We start from the raw sequence: 15,344 nt of genomic DNA on the forward strand, positions 1-15,344 counted from the left end.
CTCCCCTCGCCGATCGGCCGGCCTGACATGCCCTGGTCGACGGCGTTCGACGATCCTGTTCGCGTAAGCCACAAGCGCAAGCTGCTGACGCTGCAAGACGCGGCGGACTACATCATGCAGCTGCCTGAAGACTTGCAGCACGAGACGCACTGGCAGACCGCCATCGAGACCTTGATCAACGCAGCCGAGACAGGCGGCGGCTGGGTAATGTTCGCCCGCATCGCGATGTTGCGGGCGCTGAATGCGGACGGCCGCGGCCGATGAGCGCCTTGGTTGTCGTCCCTGGTAGTCATCCCGGGCAGGCATCCGTGCCGACCGTGACGAACAGGCTCAACAAACCGTTAATCGGCGCCCTCGTGTCCAGCACGACAGGGTATTCCTACGGGCGACAAAATTAACCGTTGGTTCCCCTTATGCGCAGCATGGTTCCGGCTCCGATCGAGCCAAGGTTCGCGTGCCCCCGTGCAGCAGGACGTCAGAAAGAACTACATCAGCATCGTGAACGACGCGCCTGATCACGAGCAGGCGGCGAGCACCGCGCCGCGGCCGCAGCCGCAGCCGGGCACGATGAAGGACTTCGTCGGCCGTCTCGCGACCGTGCTGAAGCGCCGCCTCCCCGCCGCACCGGGCCCGACCATCACGCCCTGACAGACACCGCGGCTTCCGCGCGTCCTTGCGGAGGGCGGTCGATTTGAATCCATTTGGATGGATCGATGGAACCTTAATTTAATGGATGCCATCGTATGTGACGGAGGCGCGGCCGCCCGGGCTTCATTCTTCCGTCGCGCAGAAAAATCTATTCGATCTATTTACCAGTCCGAAAACGACGCTGCCACACATTGGATCGGATGAAGAGGAGTTGGCAATGACTTTGCTTAGGTCTTTCCTTGCCGATGAGACTGGCGCAACCGCCATCGAATACGGCCTGATTGCCGCCGGCATTGCGCTGGCGATCGTGACCGTCGTGAACAACACGGGCAGCCAGCTCCTCAACAACAAGTTCAACTCGATCAGCTCGTCGCTGAAGTAACGGCCGCCTCGTAACGGCCGCCCTGGCCTGAGGCGACGTCCCTGCACGCGCCGGCTCGGGTGCGGCCGTCGGCGCATGCTCCTTCCGCGATCTCGTCATTGCGAGCGCAGCGAAGCAATCCAGAGTCCTCCCGCGGAGGAATTCTGGATTACCTCGCTGCGCTCGCAATGACGGTGGGTGGCCCGTAAAGCACTCAAAATCGTGTCCCGGACGCTACGCAACGTCCTTCAAGCAACCACATCCTCGCGCTCCCGCGCTTTGACGGCCTTTTGAGTCCTGATAGTCTTCGGCCCGGCGTGGTTCGACGGGCCATGCTCAATCATTGGGCCAGAGCGATTTGAAGGATTCGGATGAGAAGCGCGACGGTCTTGGCTCTCAGCCTCATGTTTGTCGGCGCCTGGTCGCACGACAGCGCGAGAGGACAGACTTCGGTCGCGCCTCCGGTTTCGCTTGCCCCGCCCAATGCATCGCCACCGCGCGCGAGCGCCAAAACTTCCAGAATTCCGCCGGCGACATCCGGCAGGGAGGCTTCGCCCCCTGTGATCGGCGGGCCTCCGCCGATGCCTAATCCGGCCGCCGACTACGATGGCTTCAGCGTAGGCACCGTCGACGACAATGACGCCTCAAGCCAGGTGACGCCGCCCGTGAGGTCACGCGCAGCAAAGGGCGCCAAGTCCAATTCCACGTCCAATCCCGATACAAATGGCCTCGGCGGCCAGTCATCGGTCGATCAGGAAGACGAGGCGCTGAAACGAAAGCTGACGATCTGCAAAAACTGCAAGTAGGACGTTTGTAGCCCGGATTGCGCTTCCGCCTTCGCTCTTCGAGCTACGGCGGACAAGTCGCCCTATCCAGGCTACGGCAGCTCGCTGCATGGCTGACCTACCGCGCCCGTCGCCCACCCGTGCTTTACCCTCCTGCAAATTCCTGATCCTCTCTCCCCAATCGGCCGGAGCAACCGGCCAAGCCTGAGGAGAGAGACGCCATGAAGCTCGGCACCGCCATTGCGGAAATCATGAAGCGCGAGGGGATCGAGATCCTCTGCGGCTATCCGGTCAACCATCTGATCGAGCACGCGGCCAAGGCCGAGATCCGGCCGGTGATGGTGCGGCAGGAGCGCGTCGGGGTGCACATGGCGGACGCGATCTCGCGGGTGACGTCGGGGCGATCGATCGGCGCGTTCTGCATGCAGCACGGGCCGGGCGCCGAAAACGCGATGGGCGGCGTTGCGCAATGCTACGGCGAATCCGTGCCCGTGCTGGTGCTGCCGATGGGCTATCAGCGCAGGCTTGCGCATATCGAGCCGAACTTCAATTCCAGCGAGGCGATGAAGGCGTTTTCGAAATCGTCCGAGCCGATCATCCTGGCTGCGGAGGTCACCAACATTTTTCGCCGTGCCTTCACCAAGCTCAAGAACGGCCGCGGCGGGCCCGTCATCGTCGAGATCCCCGCCGACATGTGGAACGAGGAGGTGCCGGAGCCGCTGAACTACACGCCGGTGCTGCGCACGCGCTACGGCGCCGATCCTGTTCATGTGAAGGAGGCAGCAGCTCTGCTCGTCAACGCGAAGCGTCCCGTGATCTATGCCGGCCAGGGCGTGCACTACGCGCAGGCCTGGCCGCAATTGAAGCGGCTCGCCGAGCGGCTCGCCATTCCCGTCACCACCAGTTTAGGGGGCAAATCATCGTTCCCGGAAACGCATCCGCTATCGCTCGGCTCGGGCGGCCTCGCGGTGCCGCGCGCGGTCCCCAAATTCCTCGCTGAGGCCGACGTCATCTTCGGCATCGGCTGCTCGTTCACGGAAACCAGTTTCGGCGTCGCGATGCCGAAGGGCAAGACCATCATCCACTCCACGCTCGATCCGAACCATCTCAACAAGGATGTGGAAGCCAAGGTCGGCCTCGTCGGCGATGCCGGCCTCGTGCTCGATGCGCTGCTGGAGGAGATCGGCAAGACCGTCACGAAGGATCGCGATGCATCAGCGGTCGCGGCCGAGATCGCCGCTTCGCACAAGGAGTGGCTGGCGAAATGGATGCCAAAACTCACCAGCAATGACGCGCCGCTCAGCCCCTATCGCGTGCTCTGGGACCTCCAGCACACCGTCGATATCAAGAACACCATCATCACCCACGATGCCGGCAGTCCGCGCGACCAGCTCTCGCCGTTCTGGAAGGCGGTCGAGCCCCTCACCTATCTCGGCTGGGGCAAGACGACGCAGCTCGGCTACGGCCTTGGGCTCGCGATGGGCGCAAAACTCGCAAAGCCCGACAAGCTCTGCATCAATGTCTGGGGCGACGCGGCCATCGGTTTCACCGGCATGGATTTCGAGACCGCGGTGCGCGAGCGCATCCCGATCATGTCGATCCTGCTGAACAATTTCTCGATGGCGATCGAACTGAAGGTGATGCCGATCTCGACCGAGAAATATCGCTCGACCGACATCTCCGGCGACTATGCCGCAATGGCGCGCGCCTTTGGCGGCCATGGCGAGCGGGTGACGCGGCCGGAGGACATCATCCCCGCGATCAAGCGCGGCATCCAGAAGACGAAGGAAGGCGTGCCGGTGCTGCTGGAGTTCATCACCAGCAAGGAGACCGAGGTGTCGCGGCCGGGCACGTGAGCCGTTTGCACCAAGGCGGGGGCACGGCGCTGGCTCCGGCCGCAGGAGATGTGATAATCGGGCTTGGTACCGCGTACGTCGCGGCGCTTAGCCGGATTATCAATGACCGCGCCTCCCCAGGACAAGGCCGCCGAGCTCGAACGGCAATTGCGATCCCAAGCGGGCGAGAATGCCCGCCTGCGAGCCGAGCTTGCCATTGCGCGCGACCGCCAGAACGCCAGCATGGAGATCCTGCGCACCATCGCCAACTCCTCGGGCGATGCGGAGAGCTCGCTGCAACAGATCGCGGAAGCGACCATGCATCTGTTCGGCGCGCCGAGCGCCACCATTCACATTGCGGAAGGCGACGGGTGGTCCAGGGTGATCCGGGTCGGCGACAGCTCCATGCGCGTCGGCGCCGGCGTGCCGCTCGCCCAGCTCAAGATCGGCGGCCGCAACATGCCCGGCACCATCGTGGCCGAGAACCGGCAGGTTCATGTTCCCGATCTCGACAATGTCGATCCGGCCATCGCCGACTGGCCCGGCATGCCTCACGCTCGCGCCGCCGGCACGCGTTCGATGTCCGGCTCGCCGCTGCGGCTTGAAGGCAAGGCGATCGGCGCGTTAATCGTCTACCGCGACCGCCTCGCGCCCTTCACCGATGATGAGATGGCGCTGCAACAGAGCTTTGCCGACCAGGCCGCGATCGCGATCGAGAACGCGCGCCTGTTCAACGAGACGCGGGAATCACTGGAACGGCAGACCGCGACCGCCGACATTCTGAAAGTGCTGGCGAGTTCGCCCTCCGACGTGCAGCCGGTGTTCGACGCCGTCGCCGCCAACGCCAACCGGCTGATCGGCGGCTTCTCCACCGCGGTGCTGCGCTATGTCGACGGCGCCGCGCACCTCGTGGCATTCACGCCGGGCGATCCGGCCGGCGACCGCGTGCTCCAGGCCTCGTTTCCGGTGCCGTTCGCGCAGTTCCCGGCGTACCAGCTCACGGCCCATGGTGAATCGGCGCAGCTGCCGGATACCGAGCTCGAGCCGGCGGCACGCGACATCGCGCGCGCCCGCGGCTTTCGCAGCATGCTGTTCACGCCGCTGATGAGCGAGGGCGAGGCCAAAGGCGTCATCATCGCCACGCGGCGGACGACCGGCGCATTCGCCGAGCATCATGTGCGGCTGCTGCAGACTTTCGCCGACCAGGCGGTGATCGCGGTCAAGAATGTCAGCCTGTTCAACGCCACCCGGGAAGCGCTGGAGCGGCAGACCGCGACCGCGGACATCCTCAAGGTGATCGCGGCCTCGCCCGCCGACGTCACGCCGGTGTTCCAGGCCATCTCCGACAGTGCCAAGGCGCTGGTCGGCGGACATTCCTCCACCGTCACCCGCGTCATCAACGGCATGCTGCATCTGGCCGCCTTCACCACCGACAACGAGGCCGGCAACGCGGAGCTGCGTAGCTCGTTCCCGGCGCCGCTTGCGGCATCCGGCATTCACAGCCGGGTGGCGACGAGTGGTGACTACGCCTTCCGTAGCGACATGCAGAACGAGCCCGACCTCACGGAGGCCATGCGGGAGCTGGCGCGGACGCGCGGCTATCGCAGCATCCTCGTGATTCCGATGTTGCGCGATGGCATTGCGATCGGAACCATCGGCGTGACGCGCCGCGAGGCCGGCCCTTTCCCGGACAAGGCGATCAGCCTGCTCAAGACCTTTGCCGACCAGGCCGTGATCGCGGTCGAGAACACCCGCCTGTTCAACGAAGTGCAGGACCGCACGCGGGAGCTCGCCAGATCGCTCGACGATTTGCGCGCGGCGCAAGACCGTCTGGTCCAGACCGAAAAGCTGGCCTCGCTCGGCCAGCTCACCGCCGGCATCGCGCACGAGATCAAGAACCCGCTCAACTTCGTCAACAATTTCGCCTCGCTCTCGGCCGAGCTGACCGACGAGCTGAACGAGGTGCTTGCGCCCGTCCCGCTCGCCGACGATCTGCGCGCGGAGGTGGACGAGCTGACCGGGCTGCTGAGGGACAATCTTGGAAAGGTCGTGCAGCACGGAAGGCGCGCCGATTCCATCGTCAAGAACATGCTGCTGCATTCGCGCGAGGGCGGCGGCGAGCATCGGCTCAGCGACATCAACGCGCTGGTCGAGGAGAGTCTCAACCTCGCCTATCACGGCGCGCGTGCCGAGAAGCCGCTCTTCGACGTGACGCTGAAGAGCGAGCTCGACCCGGCGGCAGGTTCGGCGGAGGTGTTTCCGCAGGAGATTTCCCGGGTGCTCTTGAACCTGATCTCGAACGGGTTCTATGCGGTGACCAGGCGCCAGATGGGCAGCGGCGCCGCCGGTTACGAGCCGGTGGTGATCGCCGCGACCCGCGACCGCGGCGACAGCATCGAGATCCGCATCCGCGACAACGGCACCGGCATTCCGGAAGACGTGAAGGCGAAGATGTTTAATCCGTTCTTCACCACCAAGCCGGCCGGCGAAGGTACCGGTCTCGGGCTGTCGATGAGCCACGACATCATCGTGAAGCAGCACGGCGGCACGATCGACGTCACGACAGAGCCCGGCGCGTTCACGGAGTTCACGATCCTGTTGCCGCGAAAGAGCAGCTTTCCGGACACGACCGGAGGATAGCGTGGCTCGGGAGGTGCTTTCATGAATCCAGCTCGGTTCATTCGGCGACAATTGCTGTCGCTGTCCGGCGTCGGCCTCATGCTGGGTGCGCTGTTCTTCGCTGCCGCGCTGACGCCGACGCTGATCCCGCGCAGCTATCTCACGCAAGGCGCCCTCGCCGGCGGTTGCTTTGCGATCGGCTATTTCGCCGGAATCCTGTGGCGCCGGCTGTGGCACTATCTCGAACTGCCCGAGCCTTCGGCGCGCGCAAGATCAGTTGCGAATGCGCTTGTCGCAGTCGGGTGCTTGCTCGTCGTCATCCTCGCCCTCGCGCGCACCGCCGAATGGCAGAACTCGATCCGCACCGTGATGAAGATGGCGCCGGTGGAGACCGCCCATCCGCTCAAGGTCTGCGCCATCGCCCTGATCACGTTCGTCGTGCTATTGGCGCTGGGGCGGCTGTTCGCGCTTGTCGCCCGCTTTCTCGCCGCGCGCACACGACGCCTCGTTCCGCGGAAGGTCGCGAACGTGATCGGCGTGCTCGTCGCAGCCCTGCTGTTCTGGTCGATCGCCAGCAATGTCCTGATCCGCACGGCGTTCAACGCACTCGATTCCTCCTTCCGCGAACTCGATGTTCTGTTCGAGCCGGAGCGGCCGCAGCCAACCGCAGCCGACCGGACGGGAAGCCCGGCATCGCTGGTGAAGTGGACGGAGCTCGGGCGCATGGGGCGCCGGTTCATCGCCTCAAGCCCGACCGCAGCCGAGATCAGCGCCGTCACGGAAAGGCCCGCGCAGAATCCCGTGCGCGTCTATGTGGGGCTCGGCAGCCGCAACACCGCGCAAGCGCGCGCCAGGCTCGCGCTCGAGGAGCTCAAGCGCCAGCACGGCTTCGACCGCAAAATCCTGATCGTCATCACGCCGACCGGCACTGGCTGGATCGATCCGGCCGCGATGGATACGGTCGAATATCTCCACCATGGCGATGTCGCGAGCGTCGCGATGCAGTACTCCTATCTCAACAGCCCGCTGTCGCTGCTGTTTCAGCCCGAATACGGCGCAGAGGCGTCGCGCGCGTTGTTCGCGGAGATCTACGGCTACTGGACGACGCTGCCGAAGGACAAGCGGCCGATGCTGTATTTGCACGGACTGAGCCTCGGCGCCATGAACTCGGAGAAATCCGCGGAGCTGTTCGAGACGATCGGGGATCCCATTGGCGGCGCGCTGTGGAGCGGGGCGCCATTCGAGAGCCGCATCTGGCGCTCGGTCACTGCGAACCGCAATCCGGGATCGCCGGCCTGGCTCCCGGAATTCCGCGACGGCCGCCTCGTCCGCTTCATGAACCAGAATGGACCGACGGTGCCGCCGGATACGCCCTGGGGGCCGATGCGCGTCGTCTATCTGCAATATGCCAGCGACGCGATCACCTTCTTCGCCTACCGCGACGCCTATCAGGCGCCGGACTGGATGAATGCACCGCGCGGGCCGGACGTGTCGCCGGAGCTGCGATGGTATCCTGTCGTGACGATGCTGCAGCTCGCCCTCGACATGGCGGTCGCGACCGCGACGCCGATGGGCTTTGGCCATGTCTACGCGCCCGAGCATTACGTCGATGCCTGGGTTGCGGTGACAGATGTGAATGATTGGTCCGCCGAAGCACTCGCGAAGCTCAAGGAACAGCTCGCGGCGAAGGCGCGAAAGACGAGCGCAGGTGATGCCGACGACGATCCCGATCGCGGCGGCTAACCCCTACTCCGCCATCTCCACCTGCTGCGTGACGGAGGGGCCGGCGAGTGGCCGCTCCTCCATCATGATCAGGCAGAGCGCGGCGGTGGTCATCAGCGCGGTGGCGGCGCCGAAGACGTAGCGGAAGGCGTGGCGCATGTCGTCGGCGGGAATTGCGATGGCACCCGCGGCGTGATGCTCGCCGGCCAGCGGAACGTCGGTGCCGAGCGCGATCAGCAGGATCGCCGCGAACGCTGCGACCGTGAACGAGGACATCAGCGAGCGGAAGAAGTTCAYCGCGCCGGTGATGGTGCCGACTTGCGGGCGCGCGACCGAATTCTGCAGCGAGACCACGCAGACCGGAAAGGTCGTGCCGAGGCCGAGCGCAAACGCGGCCATCAGCATCAGCAAGCCCCACAGCGGCAAGGTGGTGACCGTGAGCGCGAGGCCACACAGCGCGGCCCAGGACGTGCCGATGATGGCAACGCGCTTGTAGTGTTTTGCGCGCGCCATGGTGCGGCCGGCAATCGCCGCGCCGCAGGTCGAGACCGCCGCGAGCGGAATCAATGCGAGCCCCGCCTCGCTGGCGCTGAGATGGTAGACCGACTCGTAATAGAGCGGCAGCTGCACGGTGAGGCCCGTGATCGCACCGAGCCCGCAGCCACCGGCCGTCATGGCGAAAGGCGCCACCGAACCCGTCAATAGCTTCAACGGCAGGAACGGCTCGTCGGCCCGCCGCGCGTGCCACACGAAGGTGACCGCGAGCGCGACAGCGCCGCCCACCATCGCAAGCACCGTCGGCGAGAGCCACGGATAACGCGTGCCGCCCCAGGTCAGCACCAGCATGAAGACGACCGCAGAGGCCATCAGCAGCACGCCGCCGAGCCAGTCGACCTTGCGCTTGCGGTGGAACACCGGGATCTTCTTCATCTTCGGCAGCAGCATCGCGATGGCGGCGGCCGCGAGCGGGAGATTGATCCAGAAGATCATCGACCAGTGCAGATGCTCGGCGAACACGCCGCCGATGACCGGGCCCAAAATGCCGCCGACCATCCAGACGCTGGAGAAATAGGCCTGGTACTGGCCGCGCTCGCGCGGGGAGACGACGTCGGAGATCACGGTCTGCACGACCGGCATGATGCCGCCGCCGCCGAGGCCCTGAAGGCCGCGCGCCAGGATCAGCATCGGCATGTTCGGCGCGATCGCGCACAGCACGGAGCCGGCGACGAACAGGCTGAGCGAAATGATGATCATCACGCGGCGGCCGTAGATATCGCTCAGCGTCCCGAACACCGGTGCGACCGCGGTCGAGGCGAGCAGATAGGCGGTGATGACCCAGGAGAGGTTGGAGACGTCGTTAAACTGGCGCCCGATGGTCGGCAGCGCGGTCGCGACGATGGTCTGGTCGAGCGCAGCCAGGAACATCGTCAGCATCAGGCTGATCACGATGGTCCGGACCTCGTCCTGCGACAACGGCGCCGGCGGCGCGAGCGAAGGCGCGTCGTCGACGCTCAAGACCTCGCTGGGAAGGCGGGACAGCTCTTCGGCAATGTCGTCAGGCAAAGCCTGAATGTCGGCAGAACTGCTCTGCCGGTCGAACTTGTTCATCTCGATCGGAAGCCGTGAGGAGGCGCAAACGCCGCGGAGGATTCGTTCTATGCAGGCAATGTAGAGAGGAAAGTTCTTCTCAGGCAGGCACCGCGGCGCATGGGTGCATCCCGCCGCGGGGTCATCGCGATGACGTGATTCGACGTCGCAGGCGGGTCAGTCCTTCGGACGTCGCTTCAGGCGTGCCCGTTTCGGCAGCTGCGCCGGCCATTGCACGATGTGGTCCTCGAGCTCCTCGTCCGGGATCTCCTCCTCGCTGCCCTCGACCCGGCCGCGGACGGAGACGCCGGCTTCATGAACGGTGTTGGGATCGCCCGAGACCAGCGGATGCCACCAATAGAGGTCGCGCCCTTCGGCGACCAGCTTGTAGCCGCAGCTCGGCGGCAGCCAGTTCAGGGTGCGGACATTGGCCGGGGTCAGGCGGACGCAATCGGGAACCTTGGCGGAGCGATTCCGATAGTCCTTGCAGCCGCAGGTCCCGGCATCGAGCAGCTTGCAGCCGACATGGGTGAAATAGATATCGCCGGTATCCTCGTCCTCGAGCTTGTTCAGGCAGCAGCGGCCGCAACCGTCGCACAGGCTCTCCCATTCGGCCGTCGACAGCTCTTCCAACGTCTTGGTTTTCCAGAAGAATCCTTCCTGGCCTGAAGGTCGTTTGGGAGCTGCGGTCATGCGCCTCAACAAGGGTTCGAAAGAGCTACGGCTCGTTCATCTACGGCGTGCGGCCGGGACGCTGCAAGCAACGCCCAATTGAGGCCCGTAATGAACCGGGGTCAATTAGGCCTGTTGTTCAAAATCGCGAGCCTGACCATTGGTTTATGGGCCCTGCTCGGCTAGAAGGAACAGCAAGTCCCCTCGGACGCGAAACCGGCGCCTTGGGTTTGCCGTAACATTCCCTCAAGACGTCTCGGTGCCGCCCGGCCGGGTGCCTGAACGCTGTCGAACCGAGCCTCAAGGGTTCTAGGTGGTCCAGAACACACCATCCAACTGGAAGAGCCGCATCCGGAATTTCTTTCTGGACCTCGACGCGCGCATCGATTCCTCGCTGTTCTCCTCCGCCAAGGGCATCCGCGAGCTCTACGAGCGCTACTCGACCTTCATGGACCGCTTCTATGTCGGGCGGTGGAAGCGCTGGGTGTTCATCGAGCCGCTGTCGGAGGCCGCGACACTGGGCCTCGGCGGCCTGGTGGTGATGCTCACCCTGGCCATCCCCGCCTTCCGCGAGACCGCGGACGAGGACTGGCTGAAGAAGTCCGACCTCGCGGTGTCGTTCCTCGATCGCTACGGCAACCCGATCGGCAGCCGCGGCATCAAGCACAACGACTCGATCCCGCTGGAAGACTTTCCGGACGTGCTGATCAAGGCGACGCTCGCCACCGAAGACCGCCGCTTCTACGAGCATTTCGGCATCGACATCGCCGGCACCGCGCGCGCGCTCGTCACCAACGCCCAGGCCGGCGGCGTCCGCCAGGGCGGCTCCTCGATCACCCAGCAGCTCGCCAAGAACCTGTTCTTGAGCAACGAGCGCACCATCGAGCGCAAGGTCAACGAGGCCTTCCTCGCGGTCTGGCTGGAATGGCGCCTGACCAAGAACGAGATTCTCAAGCTCTATCTCGACCGCGCCTATATGGGCGGCGGCACCTTCGGCGTCGACGGCGCAGCCCACTTCTACTTCAACAAATCCGCGCGCGACGTGACGCTGGCAGAAGCCGCGATGCTCGCCGGCCTGTTCAAGGCGCCGACCAAATACGCACCCCACATCAACCTGCCCGCGGCGCGTGCCCGCGCCAACGTCGTGCTCGACAATCTCGTCGATGCCGGCTTCATGACCGAGGGCCAGGTGTTCGGCGCCCGCCGCAACCCGGCCTTCGCGGTCGATCGCCGCGACGAGGCCTCGCCGAACTACTATCTCGACTACGCCTTCGACGAGATGCGCAAGCTGGTCGACACCTTCCCGAAGTCGTACACCGAGCGCGTCTTCGTGGTGCGCCTCGCGATCGACACCAACGTGCAGAAGGCCGCGGAAGACGCCATCGAGAACCAGCTGCGCCAGTTTGGCCGCGATTATCACGCGACCCAGGCCGCGACCGTCGTCTCCGACCTCGACGGCGGCATCCGCGCCATGGTCGGCGGCCGCGACTACGGCGCGAGCCAGTTCAACCGCGCCACCGACGCCTATCGCCAGCCAGGCTCGTCGTTCAAGCCTTACGTCTACACCACCGCGCTCCTCAACGGCTTCACGCCGAACTCGATCGTGGTCGACGGTCCGGTCTGCATCGGCAATTGGTGTCCGCAGAACTATGGCCATTCCTATTCCGGCTCGGTGACGCTGACGCAGGCGATCACGCGCTCGATYAACGTCGTGCCCGTCAAGCTGTCCATTGCCATCGGCCAGAAGGAACAGCCGAAGGCGCCGAACCCGGCCAAGCTCGGCCGCGCCAAGATCGTCGAGGTCGCCCGCCGCTTCGGCCTCAAGGCACCGCTGCCCGACACGCCGTCGCTGCCGATCGGCTCGGACGAAGTCACCGTGATCGAGCACGCCGTCGCCTACGCCACCTTCCCCAACCGCGGCAAGGCGGTGACGCCGCATTCGGTGCTGGAAGTGCGCACCGGTGCCGGTGATCCGGTCTGGCGCTGGGACCGCGACGGTCCGAAGCCGCGACAGGCGATCSCGGCCTCCGTTGCYGCCGACATGGCCGGCATGATGAGCCACGTCGTCAGCGAAGGCACCGCGCGCCGCGCCGCGCTCGACGGCATTCCGACCGCCGGCAAGACCGGCACGACCAATGCGTATCGCGACGCCTGGTTCGTCGGATACACCGGCAATTTCACCTGCGCGGTGTGGTACGGCAATGACGACTATTCGCCGACCAACCGCATGACCGGCGGCTCGCTGCCGGCGCAGACCTGGCACGACATCATGGTCACCGCGCATCAGGGCGTCGAGGTCCGGGAAATCCCCGGCATCGGCATGGGCCAGAAGCTGCCGCCGCAGCCGATGGCAGCGCAGGCCAATGCGGCACCGAAGGTGCTGGAGACCAAGCCCGGCCCGCCGCCCGTGCTGACCAAGCGCGGCGCCGACGTGCTGGTGCGCGTCGAGAAGCTGCTCGATGACGCCGCCAGGACCGCGACCAAGGCGGCTGCCGACGACGACAAGCTGGCCAAGCCGGCCTCGTCGACGAGCGCGCTCGCCTTCCCGCAGAACTATGCGGAAGAGAATGCGAATGCATCCGTCCCGCGCAAGAACTGATCGAAACCCGTGCGGCTGATCCTGATCACATTGACGGCCCTTCTGCTCGCGAGCGTGGTCGGCGTCGGCGCGACCTGGATGACGACGACGCGCGGCACCGAGATCGGCGCGCTGACCATCGGCCCCTGGACCGCCCGCCCGCGCACCGGCACCGCCGACGTCGATCCCTATTCGCGCGCCACCATCGTGCGCAATGGCGAGCTGCCGATCGGCACCGGTGACGGCGTCGCCTTCACGGCGACCGCCGACGAGAAGAAGAAGGCGCTCGACGGCCGCTGCGACGTCGTCGTCTCCGGCGTGACGCCGCCGGCGCGGTTCTGGACGCTGACGCTGTACGACCGCAAGGGCCACCTCGTCGCCAATTCGCTGCAGCGCTATGGCTTCACCAGCCAGGAGATCGTGCGGCAGTCCGACGGGACGTTCGAGATCCGCATCGCCTCGCGCTCGCGCGCCGGCAACTGGCTGCCGACCGGCGGCATCGAGCGTTACGCGCTGATGCTGCGCCTCTACGACACCCCTGTCGGCGTTGCGACGCGCACCCAGCGCGATGCGCCGATGCCCACGATCAAGACGGTGGGCTGCTCATGATCCGCCTGATGTTCACCATCGTCGCGGGCGTGGTGCTGGGCCTCGTGGTCCATCTCGTCAGCGTGCTGGCGCTGCCGCGGATCGCGACACAGGACGCCTATTCGCGGCTGACGCCGATGACGAAGCTCAACGCCGTGACGCAGCTTCCCCTCGCCGATCCCAACAATTCGCCGATGCCGTTCATGGACCCGGCCTTCGCGATCGCGATCTGCCGCTATGATCTCACCGGCGGGCCGCTCAAGCTTACGGTGCCGGTGAGCCAGGCCTACACCTCGGTGTCGTTCTACACCCGCAACGAGATCGCCTATTACGCCATCAACGACCGCTCCGCCGGCAAGAAGGTGATCGAGCTCGACCTCATGACCGAGCCGCAGCATAACGAGCTGCCCGAGGACGAAGAGATCACCGCGGCCGACCGCCTGATCATCGATTCCCCTGCTACCACCGGCCTGATCGTGATGAAGGCGCTCGCCGCCGAGCCCGGCCTGATGCAGCAGGCGCAAAACTCGCTTCAGGCTGCGACCTGCGCGCCGCAGACAGAAGCGCCGGCCAAGGCGGAAGCGCCGCGCGGGCGGCGCTGAAACGCGGCCATTTCGGCGCCCTCAAAACAAGAACTGAAAAACAACCCCATGCACAGTAGCGGGGGCGTTGAAACTGTTAGCTAATCTGAACGACCGATCAGCAGCAGCGCGACCTCAGCGGCGAGACCATTTTGGCCGCCTTTGACACGTCGGGCAAAACACTGGCATGATGGCAACATCGAAAGTTCGTAACACCCGCGGCGGAGCAATCCGCCGCGTTTTTTTCATGTCGTAGCACAGGTTGCCGTGATCTAAGGATCACCGTCGTCCCCCGCCGCTCGAAAACGCAATCCACTGCGTCGGGTACCTGGCGGAAAGTCCCTGCCCCCAGTGTCAGTCCACCTAGCTCAATATCTCGGGCGGTGCGAGTGCGCCCACTCGCGGGCATGCGCAATGGGCGCGCGCGGCGGCAGGATCGCGCGCAGCTTCTGCGTCGTCGGCAGGCTCTCCATGCGCTCCCGCCATAGACAGAACGCCGGATATTTCGGGTACATGGCCTTGCCTTCCTCCGTCAGGCTGAACGCAAAGGTGCTTGGCAACAGGTAGAAATCCGCGATCGAGAGTTCTGGACCGAGGAGGTAGTCCCGACCATCGGCGAGCTCGCGCTCGATGGCCACGAGTGCGTTCTCGACCTTCGGCAGTGCGTGCGCCACCACCTTCTCGTCGGATGCAATCCCGAGCTCGGGAAACACCAGCCGCTCGTGGGTCACATGGTAGATCATGTAGGGATAGACGTAGGAATCGACGACACCGATCCATTGATTCATGCGAGCCCGCGCGTGCGGGTTCTGCGGCGTCAGCCGTGCTCCCGCGAACACCTCGTCGATGTAGCCGACGATGGCGCGCGTCTCGTAGACGGTGAAGTCGCCGTGCCGGAAGATCGGAACGCGGTTGAACGGATGGAGCGCGAGATGCTCGCTCCTGCCCATCACGGGCTCGAGGTCCTCGAAGCGGTAGGCCACGTCCTTGTGGGTGAGGACGAGCCGCACGATGTTGACGAACGTGCTGCGGGGAAAGCCGTAAACGATGGTCTCGGACATCTTTTCTCCTCCCGGTTCGCTTGCCGTCGATCGGGCTCGATCAGCGCCAGAACGGCTTGTTCGCTTGCTCCAAGGCCTCTTCCCGAGTGAGCCCGAGATCGGCAAGGAGATGGGGATTGTCGGCAATCGCGCGAAGATCGTCGCGCTGATTTACCCGCTCGATGCGGGCAAGCCATCCGCCGATCAACGCCTGCCATGAATTTTGCTTATGATCCGCAGCCGTCGCGCTGCGTCGAACTCGCGCCGGAAAACCGCGATCGGCAATAGGTATTGACATTTATTGCCTCCAAATCCCATGGTTTCGTGT

13 protein-coding genes and 1 pseudogene are annotated in these 15,344 nt (G+C 65.1%); 11 read left to right on the forward strand and 3 right to left on the reverse strand.

What is annotated here, in order from left to right:
- The first annotated feature begins 27 nt into the window (after positions 1-27).
- The 7 genes and pseudogenes from AB4Z51_RS16435 to AB4Z51_RS16465 all read left to right on the forward strand — a co-directional run bounded on the left by AB4Z51_RS16435 (position 28) and on the right by AB4Z51_RS16465 (position 7,991).
- On the forward strand, positions 28-264 hold the full coding sequence (locus AB4Z51_RS16435; RefSeq protein WP_085402736.1) for a hypothetical protein: 237 nt from the start codon (positions 28-30) through the stop codon (positions 262-264).
- Positions 265-462: 198 nt separating this feature from the next.
- Positions 463-648 (forward strand): hypothetical protein, encoded by a 186-nt coding sequence (locus AB4Z51_RS16440; RefSeq protein WP_085402735.1) that lies wholly within the window; start codon positions 463-465, stop codon positions 646-648.
- 217 nt (positions 649-865) lie between these two features.
- Positions 866-1,030, forward strand: coding sequence for a Flp family type IVb pilin (locus AB4Z51_RS16445; protein ID WP_014496710.1), 165 nt, complete (start codon positions 866-868; stop codon positions 1,028-1,030).
- A gap of 350 nt (positions 1,031-1,380) precedes the next feature.
- Entirely contained in the window at positions 1,381-1,815 is a 435-nt protein-coding gene (locus AB4Z51_RS16450) for a hypothetical protein (RefSeq protein ID WP_085402734.1), read from the forward strand.
- A 191-nt stretch (positions 1,816-2,006) separates the two neighbouring features.
- A pseudogene (locus AB4Z51_RS16455) lies at positions 2,007-3,650 on the forward strand (thiamine pyrophosphate-requiring protein); the annotation flags it as partial.
- Positions 3,651-3,752: 102 nt separating this feature from the next.
- Positions 3,753-6,269, forward strand: a complete 2,517-nt coding sequence (locus AB4Z51_RS16460; RefSeq protein WP_085402732.1) for a GAF domain-containing protein — start codon at positions 3,753-3,755, stop codon at positions 6,267-6,269.
- A 21-nt stretch (positions 6,270-6,290) separates the two neighbouring features.
- Complete coding sequence (locus AB4Z51_RS16465) at positions 6,291-7,991, forward strand: alpha/beta hydrolase (protein ID WP_085402731.1); 1,701 nt, start codon at positions 6,291-6,293, stop codon at positions 7,989-7,991.
- A gap of 3 nt (positions 7,992-7,994) precedes the next feature.
- Here the strand turns inward: AB4Z51_RS16465 and AB4Z51_RS16470 are convergent, their stop codons facing one another.
- Entirely contained in the window at positions 7,995-9,578 is a 1,584-nt protein-coding gene (locus AB4Z51_RS16470) for an MDR family MFS transporter (protein ID WP_441497644.1), read from the reverse strand.
- 156 nt (positions 9,579-9,734) lie between these two features.
- Complete coding sequence (locus AB4Z51_RS16475; protein WP_085402729.1) at positions 9,735-10,250, reverse strand: YcgN family cysteine cluster protein; 516 nt, start codon at positions 10,248-10,250, stop codon at positions 9,735-9,737.
- Positions 10,251-10,542: 292 nt separating this feature from the next.
- On the opposite strand from AB4Z51_RS16475, the gene AB4Z51_RS16480 reads away from it, so the two are divergent.
- The 3 genes from AB4Z51_RS16480 to AB4Z51_RS16490 are packed head-to-tail and all read left to right on the forward strand — an operon-like array spanning position 10,543 to position 13,997.
- On the forward strand, positions 10,543-12,828 hold the full coding sequence (locus AB4Z51_RS16480; RefSeq protein WP_441497645.1) for a transglycosylase domain-containing protein: 2,286 nt from the start codon (positions 10,543-10,545) through the stop codon (positions 12,826-12,828).
- A gap of 9 nt (positions 12,829-12,837) precedes the next feature.
- Positions 12,838-13,416 (forward strand): DUF1214 domain-containing protein, encoded by a 579-nt coding sequence (locus AB4Z51_RS16485; protein WP_028149914.1) that lies wholly within the window; start codon positions 12,838-12,840, stop codon positions 13,414-13,416.
- Positions 13,413-13,997, forward strand: coding sequence for a DUF1254 domain-containing protein (locus tag AB4Z51_RS16490; RefSeq protein WP_063984559.1), 585 nt, complete (start codon positions 13,413-13,415; stop codon positions 13,995-13,997). The genes AB4Z51_RS16485 and AB4Z51_RS16490 overlap by 4 nt, the downstream gene beginning before the upstream one ends.
- 347 nt (positions 13,998-14,344) lie before the next feature.
- On the opposite strand, the gene AB4Z51_RS16495 is transcribed toward AB4Z51_RS16490, so the two are convergent.
- The gene (locus tag AB4Z51_RS16495) at positions 14,345-15,037 is read right to left on the reverse strand and encodes a glutathione S-transferase family protein (protein WP_085402727.1); all 693 of its coding nucleotides are present in this window, start codon (positions 15,035-15,037) and stop codon (positions 14,345-14,347) included.
- Between AB4Z51_RS16495 and AB4Z51_RS16500 the strand changes: the two genes are divergently transcribed.
- Positions 15,024-15,236 (forward strand): hypothetical protein, encoded by a 213-nt coding sequence (locus tag AB4Z51_RS16500; RefSeq protein ID WP_161495875.1) that lies wholly within the window; start codon positions 15,024-15,026, stop codon positions 15,234-15,236. The two genes, AB4Z51_RS16495 and AB4Z51_RS16500, sit on opposite strands and share 14 nt — an antisense overlap.
- Positions 15,237-15,344 lie beyond the last annotated feature (108 nt).

This window comes from Bradyrhizobium sp. 2TAF36 (assembly GCF_052114925.1).
Lineage (GTDB): Bacteria > Pseudomonadota > Alphaproteobacteria > Rhizobiales > Xanthobacteraceae > Bradyrhizobium > Bradyrhizobium barranii.